Annotated in this window: 17 protein-coding genes; 9 read left to right on the forward strand and 8 right to left on the reverse strand. The window is 71.7% G+C overall.

The features are described 5' to 3' along the window. The first annotated feature begins 8 nt into the window (after positions 1-8). Both AB0E94_RS19485 and AB0E94_RS19490 read left to right on the forward strand, forming a co-directional pair. Complete coding sequence (locus AB0E94_RS19485) at positions 9-1,175, forward strand: hypothetical protein (RefSeq protein WP_360327995.1); 1,167 nt, start codon at positions 9-11, stop codon at positions 1,173-1,175. Continuing rightward, a complete protein-coding gene (locus AB0E94_RS19490) occupies positions 1,129-1,599 on the forward strand; it encodes an NUDIX domain-containing protein (protein ID WP_360327998.1) in 471 nt (156 codons plus the stop codon). Before AB0E94_RS19485 ends, AB0E94_RS19490 begins: the two co-directional genes overlap by 47 nt. Before the next feature lie 258 nt (positions 1,600-1,857). Here the strand turns inward: AB0E94_RS19490 and AB0E94_RS19495 are convergent, their stop codons facing one another. Beyond that, positions 1,858-2,739: a LysR family transcriptional regulator gene (locus AB0E94_RS19495; RefSeq protein WP_360328001.1), complete on the reverse strand. Its 882-nt coding sequence runs from the start codon at positions 2,737-2,739 to the stop codon at positions 1,858-1,860. Positions 2,740-2,823: 84 nt separating this feature from the next. Here AB0E94_RS19495 and AB0E94_RS19500 point away from each other — a divergent pair, with 84 nt between their 5' ends. Continuing rightward, complete coding sequence (locus AB0E94_RS19500; RefSeq protein ID WP_360328004.1) at positions 2,824-4,122, forward strand: aspartate aminotransferase family protein; 1,299 nt, start codon at positions 2,824-2,826, stop codon at positions 4,120-4,122. On the opposite strand, the gene AB0E94_RS19505 is transcribed toward AB0E94_RS19500, so the two are convergent. The 5 genes from AB0E94_RS19505 to AB0E94_RS19525 all read right to left on the reverse strand — a co-directional run bounded on the left by AB0E94_RS19505 (position 4,117) and on the right by AB0E94_RS19525 (position 7,469). Then, positions 4,117-4,296: a hypothetical protein gene (locus AB0E94_RS19505; protein ID WP_360328007.1), complete on the reverse strand. Its 180-nt coding sequence runs from the start codon at positions 4,294-4,296 to the stop codon at positions 4,117-4,119. The two genes, AB0E94_RS19500 and AB0E94_RS19505, sit on opposite strands and share 6 nt — an antisense overlap. A gap of 68 nt (positions 4,297-4,364) precedes the next feature. Then, complete coding sequence (locus AB0E94_RS19510; protein WP_360328010.1) at positions 4,365-5,837, reverse strand: MFS transporter; 1,473 nt, start codon at positions 5,835-5,837, stop codon at positions 4,365-4,367. A 72-nt stretch (positions 5,838-5,909) separates the two neighbouring features. After that, positions 5,910-6,545, reverse strand: coding sequence for a DUF402 domain-containing protein (locus AB0E94_RS19515; protein ID WP_360328013.1), 636 nt, complete (start codon positions 6,543-6,545; stop codon positions 5,910-5,912). 9 nt (positions 6,546-6,554) lie between these two features. Continuing rightward, on the reverse strand, positions 6,555-7,310 hold the full coding sequence (locus tag AB0E94_RS19520; RefSeq protein ID WP_360328016.1) for a hypothetical protein: 756 nt from the start codon (positions 7,308-7,310) through the stop codon (positions 6,555-6,557). 3 nt (positions 7,311-7,313) lie between these two features. Then, on the reverse strand, positions 7,314-7,469 hold the full coding sequence (locus AB0E94_RS19525; protein ID WP_360328019.1) for a hypothetical protein: 156 nt from the start codon (positions 7,467-7,469) through the stop codon (positions 7,314-7,316). Positions 7,470-7,785: 316 nt separating this feature from the next. Here AB0E94_RS19525 and AB0E94_RS19530 point away from each other — a divergent pair, with 316 nt between their 5' ends. From AB0E94_RS19530 to AB0E94_RS19540, 3 genes are all read left to right on the forward strand, one after another. Beyond that, on the forward strand, positions 7,786-8,208 hold the full coding sequence (locus tag AB0E94_RS19530; protein WP_360328022.1) for a hypothetical protein: 423 nt from the start codon (positions 7,786-7,788) through the stop codon (positions 8,206-8,208). An 80-nt stretch (positions 8,209-8,288) separates the two neighbouring features. Beyond that, complete coding sequence (locus AB0E94_RS19535; RefSeq protein WP_360328025.1) at positions 8,289-8,675, forward strand: hypothetical protein; 387 nt, start codon at positions 8,289-8,291, stop codon at positions 8,673-8,675. Positions 8,676-8,700: 25 nt separating this feature from the next. Continuing rightward, positions 8,701-9,291, forward strand: coding sequence for a hypothetical protein (locus AB0E94_RS19540; protein WP_360328028.1), 591 nt, complete (start codon positions 8,701-8,703; stop codon positions 9,289-9,291). 19 nt (positions 9,292-9,310) lie between these two features. Here the strand turns inward: AB0E94_RS19540 and AB0E94_RS19545 are convergent, their stop codons facing one another. Next, a complete protein-coding gene (locus AB0E94_RS19545) occupies positions 9,311-9,994 on the reverse strand; it encodes a DUF2306 domain-containing protein (protein WP_360328030.1) in 684 nt (227 codons plus the stop codon). A gap of 132 nt (positions 9,995-10,126) precedes the next feature. On the opposite strand from AB0E94_RS19545, the gene AB0E94_RS19550 reads away from it, so the two are divergent. Both AB0E94_RS19550 and AB0E94_RS19555 read left to right on the forward strand, forming a co-directional pair. After that, positions 10,127-11,233 carry a histidine kinase gene (locus tag AB0E94_RS19550; protein ID WP_360328032.1) on the forward strand — a complete coding sequence of 369 codons (1,107 nt, stop codon included), beginning with the start codon at positions 10,127-10,129 and terminating at the stop codon, positions 11,231-11,233. Next, positions 11,230-11,871: a response regulator transcription factor gene (locus AB0E94_RS19555; protein ID WP_360328035.1), complete on the forward strand. Its 642-nt coding sequence runs from the start codon at positions 11,230-11,232 to the stop codon at positions 11,869-11,871. The genes AB0E94_RS19550 and AB0E94_RS19555 overlap by 4 nt, the downstream gene beginning before the upstream one ends. A gap of 2 nt (positions 11,872-11,873) precedes the next feature. Here the strand turns inward: AB0E94_RS19555 and AB0E94_RS19560 are convergent, their stop codons facing one another. Then, positions 11,874-12,110: a hypothetical protein gene (locus AB0E94_RS19560; protein ID WP_360328038.1), complete on the reverse strand. Its 237-nt coding sequence runs from the start codon at positions 12,108-12,110 to the stop codon at positions 11,874-11,876. A gap of 225 nt (positions 12,111-12,335) precedes the next feature. On the opposite strand from AB0E94_RS19560, the gene AB0E94_RS19565 reads away from it, so the two are divergent. Next, a complete protein-coding gene (locus AB0E94_RS19565; protein ID WP_360328041.1) occupies positions 12,336-13,931 on the forward strand; it encodes a lysyl oxidase family protein in 1,596 nt (531 codons plus the stop codon). Positions 13,932-13,952: the final 21 nt, after the last annotated feature.

Below are 13,952 nucleotides of genomic sequence, written 5' to 3' on the forward strand. Positions count from 1 at the left end.
TTGTCGGAATGGTCCGGCTTGTCGCTCCGGCCACGTCTCAGGATCAAGAGCCTTCGGGAGTACGGCTACAACTCGCCTATCTACGAGAGAGGCTGGCGGGCGGCGCCGACACGGACGCGCAGGCGCTCTTCCCGGAGGGTTACTTCTTCCTCAACGTGCTCTACGGGCTCACCTGGGTCGACCTCGGTAAACGGGGCGTCGAACCGGGCCGGGCCGCCGACGAGGCGGCCTGGGCGCTGTCCCGGATGGAGTCGCCGGCCGGGCGGGCCCCGTTCGACGCGTCGGCGATCCCGGCGTACGGCGTGTTCTACGCGGGCTGGACCAACTGGCTGCGCGGCGGCCTGCTGACGCTGCGCGAGGACCCGGCCGAACGGGCCCGGTTCGACGCCGACTCGCAGACCCTGGCGGCCGCGTTCGACGCGTCGCCGTCACCGTTCCTGACCGCGTACCCGGGGCAGGCCTGGCCGTGCGACTCGACCGTGGCGATCGCGTCGCTGCGGCTGGCCGGGCCGAGGTTCGCGCCGACCGTGGACCGCTGGGTGACCCGGGCCCGCGGGCTGCTCGACCCCGCGACCGGGCTGCTCCCGCACTACGTGGACCCGGCCACCGGCGCCCTGGTCGACGGGGCGCGCGGCACCTCGCAGGCGATCATCCAGCGGTTCCTGGTCGACGTCGATCCGGTGTTCGCCCGCGAGCAGTACCTGCTGTTCCGGGAGCGGTTCCTGGACCGTCCGCTGTGGCTCGGGCCGGCGATCCGCGAATACCCGCACGGCGTCGACGGCGCCGGTGACGTCGACTCGGGCCCGCTGATCCGGGGCATCAGCCTGTCCACGACAGTCGTCGCGATCGGGGCCGCCCAGGCTCAGGGCGACGATTCGCTGGCCGGGGCGCTGGCCAACTTCGGCGAGCTCGCCGGGATCCCGCTGACCACGTTCAGCACCAAGCGGTACGCGTTCGGCCTGGTCCCGATCGGGGACGCGTTCCTGGTCTGGTCGAAGACGGCCCGCCCGTGGACCACCCCGACACCCGCGGCGCCCGATGCGGTGATCGGCGGCGGGTGGCGCGTACCGCTGCTGGTGTTGCTGCTCTTGATCGGTCTTCTGCCGTGGCTGCGGCTAGGGTCGCTGCGTGACCTTCCGGCTCGCCGCCTATGGCGTGTGCATCGTCGACGATGAAGTGCTGCTGGCCCGCTGGGTGTCGCCGCACGGAGTCACGCACTGGACGCTGCCGGGCGGTGGTGTCGATCTCTACGAGGACCCGTTCGACGCGGTGATCCGGGAGGTCGCGGAGGAGACCGGGTACACGGCGGTGGTGGAACGCCTGCTCGGCGTGGACTCCCGGGTGATCCCGGCCGCCGAACGCCTGGAACGGACCGCCGACCACCAGAACGTCGGCGTCTTCTACGGGATCCGGATCACCGGCGGCACGCTGCGCCCGGAACCCAACGGCGACACCACCGAGCCCTGCTGGACACCGTTGTCCCAGGTCGGGTCGCGCCCGCGTTCGTCGCTGGTGGACATCGGCATCACGCTGGCGCTGACCCTGCCGCCCACCGGCCACGTCCCGCCGGTCCCGATCACCGGCCTGCTACGCCACTGACCCGCCGCCAGCCGTCGCCTACGGCGGTTTTGGGTGCCGCATTCCCGTCGTGGGCGACGGCTGAGACCGTCGGCCGTCGCTGGCGGTGGTTTTCGGTCTGTTTTGCCGTGGTCAGCGACGGCTGAGGCCGCCGGCCGTCGCTGGCGGTGGTTTTCGGTCTGTTTTGCCGTGGTCAGCGACGGCTGAGGCCGCCAGCCGTCGCTGACGGTGGTTTTCGGGGCGGTATTACCGCCGTGGGCGACGGCTGGCGGTCCTGACTCAGGAACGCAGCGCGGTCAGGACGGCGGTGATCTCTGGGCGCGGTGTCGGCGGGCGGCGGGCGGCGGCGATGATGCGCCTGGTCACCGGCGGCGCGAGGGGGCGGGTGGCGACGTTGTAGCGGGGGTCCACGGCCAGGCTCGGGAGCAGGGTGATCGAGCGGCCGCGTTCCACGTGACCCAGGGCCAGCATGTAGTTGTTGAAGCGGCAGATCACCGACGGTTCGAAGCCGGCCTCCCGGCACAGGCGGGTGGCCAGTTCGGACATGTAGGCGCCGGCCGCCTCGAAGGTCCAGCGCTGGTCGGCGCACGCCTGTACCGGCACCGACTCGTGCGCGGTCAGCGGATGATCCGGCGGCAGCACCAGCACGATCTCGTCGGCGGCGATCGGGACCAGGTCGATCGCCGGGTCGAGTTCGGCGCCCGCGAAGTCGGTCGTGGTGATGATGACGTCCACGTCGCCGCGGCGCAGGGCGGGCATGCTGTCGTGCGGTTCCAGCTCGTGCAGGACCACTGTGACGTCCGGGTGCAGGGCGGCCAGGCGGGTGATCGCCGGTTCGGCCAGGGTGTGCACGGCGCTCTGGAAGGCGGCCAGCGTGACGGTGCCGGCCGGTTCGTCGGCCAGCCCCCGCAACTCGGCCTCGGCCGCGTCCATCAGCGCCAGGATCTCCCGGGCCCGGCCGGCCAGCAGCACCCCGGCGGCGGTGAGCCGGACCCGTCGGCCGGTGCGTTCCAGCAGCGTGGTGCGGGTCTCCCGCTCCAGGGTGGCGAGCTGCTGGGACACCGCCGACGGGCTCAGGTTGCCCCGCTGGGCCACCGCCCGGACCGTGCCGTAGGTGGCCAGGTCGGCCAGCAGCCGCAGCCGCCACGGATTGAGGGTCACGAGCCCCGACTGTACGGCTCTGCTTAACAGCAGCGGCAGAAATGTGAGATGGACGTGACGCTCGGTGGTTCCTAGCGTCGGGGTATGTCTGAAACCTTCTGGTCCGACGCCGAGCGTCACCTGGTCCGCTACATCGGCGCGAGCAGCTTCACGCCTGAGATCATCGAGCGGGCCGAAGGCAGTTTCGTGTGGACCGCCGAGGGCCGCCGGCTGCTCGACTTCACGTCCGGGCAGATGAGCGCGATCCTCGGGCACTCGCATCCGGCCGTCGTCGAGACCGTCCAGCGGCAGGCCGCCACCCTCGACCACCTGTTCAGCGGCATGCTCAGCCGGCCCGTCGTCGACCTGGCCCGCCGCCTGGCCGAGTCGCTGCCCGACCCGCTGAGCAAGGTGCTGCTGCTGACCACCGGCGCCGAGTCGAACGAGGCGGCGATCCGGATGGCCAAACTCGTCACCGGCAACCACGAGATCATCTCGTTCGCCCGGTCCTGGCACGGCATGACGCAGGCGGCGGCGGGCGCCACCTACAGTTCCGGGCGCAAGGGGTACGGCCCGGCCGCCCCCGGCAACTTCGCGATCCCGACACCCAACGCGTTCCGGCCGGACTTCACCACCGCCGACGGGGAACTCGACTGGCGTCGGCAGCTGGACTTCTCGTTCGAGCTGTTCGACGCGCAGTCGGTGGGCAGTCTCGCGGCCTGCATCGTCGAGCCGATCCTCAGCTCCGGCGGGGTGATCGACCTGCCGCCCGGCTATCTCGGCGAGCTGCGCGACCGGGTGCACGCGCGGGGCGGGCTGCTGATCCTGGACGAGGCGCAGACCGGGCTGTGCCGGACCGGGGACTGGTACGCGTTCCAACGCGACGGGGTGACGCCGGACATCCTCACCCTGTCCAAGACGCTCGGGGCCGGGCTGCCGCTGGCCGCCGTGGTGACCAGCCCGGAGATCGAGCAGACCGCCCATGACCGGGGCTTCCTGTTCTTCACCACCCACGCGTCGGACCCGCTGGTGGCGGCGGTCGGCAATACCGTGCTCGACGTGCTGACGGCGGAGAAACTGGATGTGCGGGCGAGCGAGCTCGGGTCGTACCTCAGCGGGGGTTTGCAGGAATTGGCGACCCGGCACCGGGTGATCGGTGACGTGCGCGGCCGCGGCCTGCTGATCGGTCTCGAACTGGTCGAGGACGGCGGCCGTAAGGCCGACGAGATCGGCGCCGCGGTGACGCGGCGCTGCCTGGAACTGGGGCTGCACATGAACGTGGTGCAGCTGCCGGGGATGGGCGGGGTGTTCCGGATCGCGCCGGCGCTCACCTCGACGACGGGTGAGCTGGACCTGGGCCTGGAGATCCTGGATCAGGCGATCGGCGAGGTCACCGGCTCATAGGCCGCGGGCCAGCCGGGCCAGCTCGGTCCGGTACTGCCGCTGGTCGATCTCGCCGGCCAGCAGCTTGCGGGCCAGCGCACCCTCCGAGGTCACCTTGGGCTCGTCCGGCTCGGGCCACAGCGCGGCACACGTGACCAGCAGGACCATCCCGACAATGATGAGCGCCACCAACACCAGAGACCACCTCCGTCGACGCACAGCTTCGTCGGAGGTGGCCTCGGTGTGCAGGGCCGAAAGTCCCGTCAGGCGTTGGCGCGGTGCAGGACGTGGATCTCCTCGGGCTCGTCCGGCACGTCGGTGACGCCGGCGGCGACCGCCTGCTCGTGCCGCTTGTGCGCGCCCGGCAGCAGCAGAGCGGCGACGATCGCCAGGACGGCGACGCCGGCGCAGACCCAGAAGCCGTCGGTGAACGCGGCGTCGGTCGGCAGGCCCTGCGGCGTGGTGTTCGAGGTGATCACCGCGGCCACCACGGCGGTGCCGATGCTGCTGCCGATGGTCCGGGCGATCGAGTTGACGCTCGTCGCCTCACCGGTCTGGGCCGGCGGCACGCTCTCGATGATCGCGTTGGACATGGCGGCGAACGCGAAGCCGATGCCGGCGCCGGTCAGCAGGCCGGAGGCGAGCACCTGCCAGATCGCGCCGTGCCCGAGAGCCGGGATCGCGAACGCGGCCACCACCAGCACCGAGCCGAGGAACATCGGGACCTTCGGGCCGTACCGGCGGTTGAGCAGGCCGGCGATCGGGCCGAACACCACCATCATGACGACCGTGGGCAGCAGGAACAGGCCGGCCTGGGAGACCGACTTGCCGAACCCGTAGCCGGTCGCCTCGGGCAGCTGGAGCAGCGTCGGGACCAGCAGGAACGTGCCGAACATGGCGAAGCCGAGGATCAGCGCGACCAGGTCGGTGGCCCAGACGCCGCGGATGCGCATCAGCTTCATGTCGATCAGCGGCTCCTTGACCCGCAGCTCGACCAGCACGAACACCACCAGGCCGACGACACCGCCGGCGAGCAGGCCGATCGTCTCCGGGTCGGTCCAGCCCCAGGACTGGCCCTTGCTGATCGCCAGCAGCAGGGCGACAAGCGACACCGACAGGATGGTGGCGCCCAGGACGTCCAGCTTGCCGGGGGTGCGGACCGGCGACTCCTTCATCCCGAAGATCGCGCCGATCAGGGCGATCCCGACCAGCACCAGCGGCAGCCAGAACAGCCAGTGCCAGGAGAGGTGCTCGACGATCGGGCCGGCCGCCACGATGCCGATGCCGGCGCCGACACCGAAGATCGCCGAGATCATGCCGACCGTGGTGGCCACCCGCTCGCGGGGCAGCTCGTCGCGGACCATGCCGATCGACAGCGGCATCATCGCGCCGCCGGCGCCCTGCAGGATCCGGCCCAGGATCAGCACGGTGAGGTTGGTGGCGAGCGCCGACACGACGGTGCCGACGGCCAGGATGGACAGCACGACGATCAGGATCTTGCGCTTGCCGACCATGTCGCCGAGGCGCCCGAGGATCGGCGTGAGGACCGACGCCGACAGCAGGTACGCGGTGACGATCCAGCTGACGTCGCTGGTCGACACGTTCAGCTCGTGACCGATGGTGGACAGCGCGGGCGAGACCAGGGACTGGAGGCACGCGAACGCCAGACCGCCCAGGGCCAGGTAGAGCACCAGCAGGCCGCCGCCACTGCTGCGGGTCTCTGTAGTTGGGGTCATGGTGTCCTCGACGCTAGTAGTAAACAGCTGCTGACTTTATATCGGCAGCGAGCGCGAGAAGTAAACGGTTGCTTACATCACATCCCAGCCGTCCGGCAGCTCCCGGGGCAGCGCCGGCCAGGACGGATCCGGGCGGAAGTCGCACCACGTGCCGTCGAACGGGAAGGCGCCCGCCTCGGCCAGGGCGATCACCTCCTTGCCGGCGCGGCGGACCCGGTCCTCGTCGTCGGCCCAGTACGCCTCGGGCATGGTCAGGCGGGTGGCGAACAGCTCCTCGTCCTTCCAGCGCCAGCTCCGGTCCGGTTCGACCACCACGTCCAGGTCCCAGTCGGTGGTGTCCAGGCCGGTCAGGTCATCCCGGCGCCAGAGTACGGGCGGGGCCTCCAGGTTCGCGTACCACCTGAAGAACGTGCCGTCCGGCCGGAAGAACCAGCGGATCGAGTAGTCACGCCCGCGCGGATGCCAGCTGAGGACGCCGTGGTCGATGGTGTGCGGCACCGGGACCCGGTCCGACGCCGACCACTCGGGCAGCGGCACTTCGCCCATGCCACGGCCGTCGGGCAGGGTGAAATGCCAGGCCGCGTTGCCGGCCGGCGCCCACAACAGGACGGCGTCGCCCAGGTCGGCCACGGCCTGGAACGGCACGACGAGGCCGAACCGGTGGCGCTGGAGGTGGCGGAGCCAGACGGTGTTCCCGGGAATGAGCATGTGCCGACGCTAGCCGAGCAGCAGGCGCGCCCCGGTGAGCGTGAGATACCACTGCGAGTCGGTGAAACCGGGACCGGTCTCCTCGCCGATGTAGGCGTCCAGATGCCTGGGGCCGCCGAGCCCCGGCGTGAACTCGTCGGTGATCTTCCAGACGGCGTCACGCAGGGCCGCGCAGACCTTCTGCGGCGCGGCGGAGCCGTCCTCCTGGCTGCCGCAGCCGGACACGGTGAAGCGGGTGCCGCGGGGCAGCACATCCGGGTCGGTGGCCGCCGACACGAACGGCACGAGAGTGCCGCCGTCACTGGTGCGCGGCGCCGAATCCAGCCAGAACCCGGTGTCGTACGACCAGTTGAGGTATCGCCCGGAGGAGGTGCGGCCGGTGCCCTCGTCGCGGACCGCGTCGACGAAGTCGGCCGGATAGGCGCCCAGGTCGTCGTCGCCGTCCGTGCACTCCAGTCGCGGGCAGCCGGTGACCTGGGTCGGGTCGCCGTCGTGGAACCTCTCGACGGCCGTGTAGTAGACGGTGATCTCCCAGCCGGTGCTGATCCGGCCGGTGGAGACCGGCGATGCAGACGGCGCTGTGCTTCGCGAGGGGGAGGGCGACGGAGAGGCGGAGGGTGATGGGGAGACAGAGAGTGACGGGGAAGCAGAGGGTGACGGGGACGTAGGCCGGGCGGACTGCGCGACCGTCGGCGGATCGGGCGCCGTGCCGCAACCGGCGACGGCGAGGACCAGCCCGGCGGCCCACACAAGCCGTGCGGCCATCGGTCAGACGGCCACGGGCAGTTCCGGCAGCGCGGCGACCAGCGGTTCCGGCACCTCGTCCAGGGTGCGGACCCACACGTGCTGCGGCGGCAGGATGACGGCGACCCGGCGGTCCAGAATGCTGGCTTCGGGGAAGGCGATCGTCTTGAACTTCGGCATGGTGCCTGGCATCGGCACGGCCGCCGCGGGCCTTGAGCTTTTCTTGACCTTTCTTTGCTTCGGTACGGGACGGCACGCCCACAGAAGCAGCGTTCGCCGCTCTCGGGAGTCCCCGCGACGTGGCTGCCGGGGCACGGCCGGCAACGCGACCGCCGGGCTTGTCCGGTGGCTACGACCGCCGGCCGTCGCTGAGCATGGTCATCCGCCCTCCGAAACCGTTGTCAGCGACGGCCGGCGGTCCGGGCCGGGCGGCCACGCCGGGTTGTCCGGGGCGGTTTCCTTCAGGTTGGCGTTCGGTTGCCGATGGCGGTGACCCGTGATCGAACCGTCCAGGAGCGCCCGGCCGAGATGGCTGCCGCTGGCCGCCGCGACCGCCGCGGGCGTCGCCGGCCTCGCCGCGGCCGCCGTCGCGGCCCGCCGCCGAAAACCCGCCGTCGCCGCCGTCACCGTCGTCGAGGAGGCGCCCACGCCACAGCCGCCGCCACCGGTGCCGCTGCCGCCCAGACCGGTGCCGGCGCCACCCGGGCACCTGGGCGGCCGGACCCGGTTCCGGGTGATCCTCCTGGCGTTCGTGGTCGGTGTCGTCGCCGGGTGGGGCGTGGCGGAGATCCGCCACGAATGGGTCGAGTCCGAGTGCGCGAGCGCCCGGTCCAGCTATCAGAGCAGCTCCTACAGCGTGGGGGCCGGCAGCCTGAGCGGTCGCCGAAGCCTGCCCGACGAATGCGACGAATACCGCTGACGGCCGGGCCGACCACGACTTTTGTTCAGGTCGGCGTCCGGTTGCCGATGCGGTGACCTGTGAACGTTCCGTCCAAGCCCATGCTGCTTCGCTGGCTGCCGGTGGCCGCCGTGGCGGTCGCCGGTGTCGCGGCTGCCGCGGTGGCCCTCAGTCGCCGGCCGGTCGTCGACGACGAGGCCGCGCCGCCGTCGTCGCCACCTCCGTCGCCGGAGCCGCCCGCCGGGCGGCCCGACCCGCCGCGGTTCCGGGCGATCCTCCTCGCGATCGCGGCCGGCGTCCTGGGGGTGTGGGCGCTGGCGATCCACACCAACGCGTCGCGCGAACCGGTGTGCGCGGAGGCCGGCCGAAGAGTGCCGGAGCTCAAAGTCGACGCTTATCGATACTCCACGTCGGACGACATCGGCGGGGAGAACACTCTCCGGAGCACTGTCTATGCGAATCTCGACACCTGCCTCAGCCGGCGCTGAGAGACGACCGCGGGTCGGGTGGCCCGTGACCGAGCCACCCGAGCCCACCCTGTCCCGATGGCTGCCGCTGGCCGCGGTGACCGCGGTGACCGTCGCCGGACTGGCGGCGGTGACGGCGGTGGCCGTCCGTCGGCGGCCGGCCGTCGCCGGCGAGCCTCCACCGGTGGTGCCACCGCCCCCGCCGCCGGTCTCGGAGGTCCGGCGGTTCTTCGAGGCTTTCGTCGGCACCCTGTCCGCCGAGAAACCCGCGCCCCTGACCGAACCGCGACTCCCGGTGTACCCGCCGCGCTGGGTGAATTCCCCGTTCGCGGTGGAGCCACCACGCCAGGAGGCCGGGCCGGAACGGGTGGAGCCGCCGGGGCGGGCGGAACCGCCGGAACAGGTGGATCCGGAGGCGAACCCGGACCCCCGGCGATTCCGCGAGATCCTCCTGGCCATCGTCGGCGTGGTCGTCTGGGTGTGGGCTTTCGCGATCACCCACAACGCGCTGGCCGAGGCCGCCTGCGACTCAGCCGGATACTCCTCGACGTCGCCGGGAAACTCGCTCGGCGCCGACTACCCGCCGGATCTCATCGGCGTCAACATGTACGGCGACGTGAGCGGCTGCAGCAGGTGATGAAGCCCGGGGCGCCGTCCTACCCGTCCGTCCCGGCCCGGACCGGCTGAACCTGGACGATCGGCCGGCGTGACGGTGTGGTGCGGCGCGGCCGGCGGCGGATCAGCCATTCGGCCACCACGACGTTGATCAGCCAGGCGACGGCCATCGTGGCGGTCCGGCTGGCCGGGGTGAACGCGCCGGCCGTGACGAGCCACGCGGCCTGGGTGAAGAACTGGGTGCCGGCGCCCATCCCGATGGCGTAGCCGCGGATCATCCACGCGCGGTGGGCGGTGAAGTCGCGGCGCAGCGCCATGACGAAGCCGAGGACCAGGGACGTCACCATCCAGGCGACCACCACGACCCGGATCGCGGCCAGGACCACGCTGTCCACGGCGGCGGCCGGCAGGAACAGGGTCAGCCACAGGCCGCTGACCGCGGCGATCAGTCCGGCCGGCGCGATGAGCCGGCCGGCGATGCGGTGCCAGCGGCGGAACCGGCGGCGTACGCCCGGCGCGAACTGGAACGCGCCGAGCACCCCGAACACGGTGACGCTGACGATGTGCGCGACCAGTGCGACAGGCGACTGGGTGACCCGTTCGCCGTCGGGGATCACCGCCGCGCCGCCGGCCATCTCGGACAGCCGTAGCGCGCCCGCGACCGCCGGCACGAAGGTGAGCGCCAGCAGCCCGGCCGGGATGAGCCAGTTCGATGAGGACTTCATGGTTCTGATGCTGGCGATCGGCGGGACCTGACTCATCGGAGCGTGGTCCGGGATCGCACCGGCCGAAAGTGGGGGACCACGGCCGTACTTCAGGCCAATCCGGGGAGCGTGCTCCGTGCGTACCATCGGCTCGTGGTTGAACCGCTCCGGGCGCTGCTCGCTGAGCCCCGCCCGCCGGATCCGCCGGGCCGTGGCCGGCGGGATCTGGCGCTCGTCGCCCTGGTGTTGATCGGGGTGCTGGCCGAGGGGCTGTTCCGGCCGGACGTTCCGGCGCGCGTGCCCACGGTGATCATGACGGCGGCGCTGGCGCCGACGCTGCTGTGGCGCCGGGAGCGGCCGCTGCTGATGGTGGCGATCGTGTTCGGGGTCAGCTGGCTGGTCCCGCTGCTGATCGGGCAGCAGCCGGATCTGGTGTCCGGCGCGTTCGTGCTGCTGCTGGCGTATGCGCTGGTCCGCTGGGGTTCGGGTGGGGAGATCCTGGCCGGCACGGCGTTGATCCTGGTGAAGATCGCGGTGACGGCCCGCGGGACCGATCTGGTCGCCGGGTTCCTGGTGATGTCGGTGGTGTTCGCGGTGGCGGCCGCCATGCGTTACCGGTCGCGGCTCCGGGTCCGTGAGCTGGACCAGGCGAAACTGCTGGAACGGGAGCGGCTGGCCCGCGACCTGCACGACACCGTGGCGCATCACGTGTCGGCGATGGCGATCCGGGCGCAGGCGGGCATCGCGGTGTCGCGGACCTCGCCGGAGGGCGCGGTGGACGCGTTGCGGGTGATCGAGGCGGAGGCGGTGCGGGCGCTCGGCGAGATGCGCACGATGGTGCGGGCGCTGCGCGGCGGTGATCCGGCCGAACTGGCGCCCAGCCCGGCGGTCGCGGACCTGGCCGGGCTGGCCGGCCCGTCGCCGGAGGGCCCGGAGGTCGAGGTGGAGATCGACGCCGGGGTGGGGGAGCTGCCGCCGGCGGTGGGCACCGCGCTCTACCGGCTGGCCCAGGAGTCGGTGACGAACGCCCGCCGGCACGCCCGGCACGCCACCCGGATCTCGGTGCGGGTGTCGGCCGGCGCCGGCACCGTCCGGCTGTGCGTGACCGACGACGGCGCCGGCGGCGGGGCCAGGGGCGGCGGGTTCGGGCTGGCCGGGATGCGGGAGCGGGCCGCGCTGCTCGGCGGCGTCTGCGAGGCCGGGCCGGGCGAGGGGCGCGGCTGGACCGTGACGGCCGAGCTGCCGCGGGGGCTGGCATGAGCGTGCGGGTGGTGGTCGCCGACGATCAGGAGATCGTCCGGACCGGACTTACGATGATCCTCAACGCCGAGCCGGACATCGAGGTGATCGGGCAGGCCGGGGACGGTCTGCGGGCGGTCGAGCTGGCCCGGCGGCTGCGGCCGGACGTGTGCCTGTTCGACATCCGGATGCCCGGCGTCGACGGCATCGAGGCGACCCGCAGATTGGCCGGACCCGGCGTCGCTGATCCGCTTGCGGTGGTCGTCATCACGACCTTCGACCTCGATGAGTACGTGTACGCGGCGCTCCGGGCCGGGGCGCGGGGTTTCCTGCTGAAGGACGCCGGCGCGGCGCTGCTGGCTCAGGCGGTGCACGCGGCGGCCGCCGGGGACGCGCTGATCGCGCCGAACGTGACGACCAGGCTGTTGAAGGCGTTCGCCGGTTCGGGGCCGGCCGGGCCGCCGCGGCAGCCTGTCGATCCGCTGACCGACCGTGAGGAGGAGGTGCTCGGCGCGGTCGCCCGGGGGCGGACGAACACCGAGATCGCGGCCGAGCTGCACATCAGCCTGAGCACGGTGAAGACGCACGTGGCGAGCCTGATGGCGAAACTCGGGGCACGCAACCGGGTGGAGATCGCGATGTGGGCGTACGAGAGGTGAGCTCAGTTCTGCGCGTTGGCCCGGACGAACCCGTAGATCACCGCGGCCGCGATCACGACGAGCAGCGCGACGAACCGGAACAGGGCGAAGAACGCGGCACGTGACTTCTTCCGGGCGCCGGGCAGGTCGGAGTTCGCCTTCTGGTACCCGGATTTCGCGCCCTTGCGGCCGTCGATCAGGCGGGCCAGCCGCATCCCCACGAAGAGCGCGATGGCCACACCGAGGATGAACCCGCCCAACCCTGCCTCCTCAGAATCCGGCTTCAGCCTTCCGGCGGCACAGGTGCATGTCAATGCGCCGATGCGCTTGATCCCGTCGTCCGGCGGGGCGACCCCCGCCGACCGGCTGGACTCTCTACCGGTTTCGTGCCCGGGAGGGTTGTTTTCACAGGGCCTTCACAGGGTGTCGCGTGGGATCCCTCTCACACGGCCGGAACACCTCCGGTCACATCGAGGGGGGAACGGATGACTGACGCGCAGAACCGCCGTCGGCGGTCACGCTGGCCGGTGGTCGGCGTAGCGGCGGGTGCGCTCGTGCTCGCCGGAGCCGGGGTCGGCGTGGCCGAGGCGGCCGCGACGCCACCCGTGCTGAACTTCGTCGCCGCGACCGGCACGGTGACAGCGGAGCGGTACGCCAGCGACGAGGGGGAGGTGTACGTCTCCCTGGACCTGGGCCTGCACGTGATCGCGGGTAAGGACCCGTTCGAGATCCGGGCCAAGCGCACCGGATACGACAAGCCGATCACGGCGTACCGGACGGTTCGCAAGAACGGCAAGAACACCCAGGTCAAGCTGCCGGCCGGGACGGTGAAGGACTTCACCGGCCTGACCGACTTCGTCACGATCACCTTCAAGGACAAGAACGGGAAGGCCGTCGCCGGCTACAAGACGTCCTTCTGCGGGAACTCGTACAGCTCGGCCCGGACCCGGCGGGACGCTCCGGCGACCAACCCGTACCCGACCCGGTGCGGTGGCGAGAACCCGTTCACGCTCGGCTCGGTCTGGGGTGTGCAGGCCGGCTGGAACGCGCAGGTGCCGGACCAGCCCGCGTCGTCGGCCCCGCTGGCGAAGCTGGTCGCCGGGAAGTACACCGCCGAGGCGTCGGTGAACCCGAAGTACCGCAAGGCGTTCGGCATCCCGGCGAAGAACGCCACCGCCAAGGTGGTCGTCAACGTCGTCGACGTGAAGACCGACGGCGAGGGCCTGGCCGCGGCCCGGTCGGCGGACGCCCGGTCGGAGCCGGCCCTGGCGCTGGCCACCACGGCCGCCGGTCACGACCGGCACACCGCCGAGGGTGACGCCGGCCGTCAGGTGTCGTCGTTCCGGTCCGAGTTCCGGGCGGCCGCCAGCCGCCCGGCGACGCTGAAGGCGATCCCGAAGACCGGCCCCAAGCCGGACCTGCGGTCGCTGCCGGCGTGGGGCATCTCGATGTCCCGGGAGAACAACCGGACGTACGTCAACTTCGGCGCCACGGTCTGGAACGCCGGCACGTCGCCCCTGGTGGTGGACGGGTTCCGGCGGACCGGCACCGAGGTGATGGACGCCTACCAGTACTACTTCGACGCGAACGGCAAGCAGGTCGGCTCGCGGCCCGCCGGCACCATGCAATGGGACCCGCGGGAGGGCCACTTCCACTGGCACTTCACCGACTTCGCGCAGTACAACCTGCTGAAGGCGGACAAGAAGTTCGCGGTGCGCAGTGGCAAGGAGGCGTTCTGCCTGGCCAACACCGACGCCGTCGACTACACCATCAAGAGCGCGAAGTGGCGGCCGGACAACACCGACCTGTCCACCTCGTGCGGCGCCAACACCGTCGTCGCGGTCCGTGAGGTCCTCGACATCGGCAACGGCGACACCTACAGCCAGGACCGTCCGGGCCAGTCGTTCGACGTGACGAACCTGCCGAACGGCACCTACTACATCCAGGTCGTCGCCAACCCGGCGAAGCGGCTGGGCGAACTGAGCACCGCCAACAACACGGCGCTGCGCAAGATCGTCCTGGGTGGCACGGCGGCGCGGCGCACCCTCTCGGTGCCGAAGGTGTACGGGATCACCGGCTGATCCAGCCCGGTGGCGGGGACG

It is taken from the genome of Actinoplanes sp. NPDC026670 (assembly GCF_040638175.1).
In the GTDB taxonomy this organism is placed as follows: Bacteria; Actinomycetota; Actinomycetes; order Mycobacteriales; family Micromonosporaceae; genus Actinoplanes.

Excerpts from the sequence above, each read along its gene's own strand:
- AB0E94_RS19485 (WP_360327995.1), top strand. The coding sequence starts at position 9 with ATGGTCCGGCTTGTCGCTCCGGCCACGTCTCAGGATCAAGAGCCTTCG.
- AB0E94_RS19500 (WP_360328004.1), top strand. The coding sequence starts at position 2,824 with ATGTCTGAAACCTTCTGGTCCGACGCCGAGCGTCACCTGGTCCGCTAC.
- AB0E94_RS19510 (WP_360328010.1), bottom strand. The coding sequence starts at position 5,837 with ATGACCCCAACTACAGAGACCCGCAGCAGTGGCGGCGGCCTGCTGGTG.
- AB0E94_RS19515 (WP_360328013.1), bottom strand. The coding sequence starts at position 6,545 with ATGCTCATTCCCGGGAACACCGTCTGGCTCCGCCACCTCCAGCGCCAC.
- AB0E94_RS19520 (WP_360328016.1), bottom strand. The coding sequence starts at position 7,310 with ATGGCCGCACGGCTTGTGTGGGCCGCCGGGCTGGTCCTCGCCGTCGCC.
- AB0E94_RS19525 (WP_360328019.1), bottom strand. The coding sequence starts at position 7,469 with ATGCCGAAGTTCAAGACGATCGCCTTCCCCGAAGCCAGCATTCTGGAC.
- AB0E94_RS19535 (WP_360328025.1), top strand. The coding sequence starts at position 8,289 with ATGCTGCTTCGCTGGCTGCCGGTGGCCGCCGTGGCGGTCGCCGGTGTC.
- AB0E94_RS19545 (WP_360328030.1), bottom strand. The coding sequence starts at position 9,994 with ATGAAGTCCTCATCGAACTGGCTCATCCCGGCCGGGCTGCTGGCGCTC.
- AB0E94_RS19555 (WP_360328035.1), top strand. The coding sequence starts at position 11,230 with ATGAGCGTGCGGGTGGTGGTCGCCGACGATCAGGAGATCGTCCGGACC.
- AB0E94_RS19565 (WP_360328041.1), top strand. The coding sequence starts at position 12,336 with ATGACTGACGCGCAGAACCGCCGTCGGCGGTCACGCTGGCCGGTGGTC.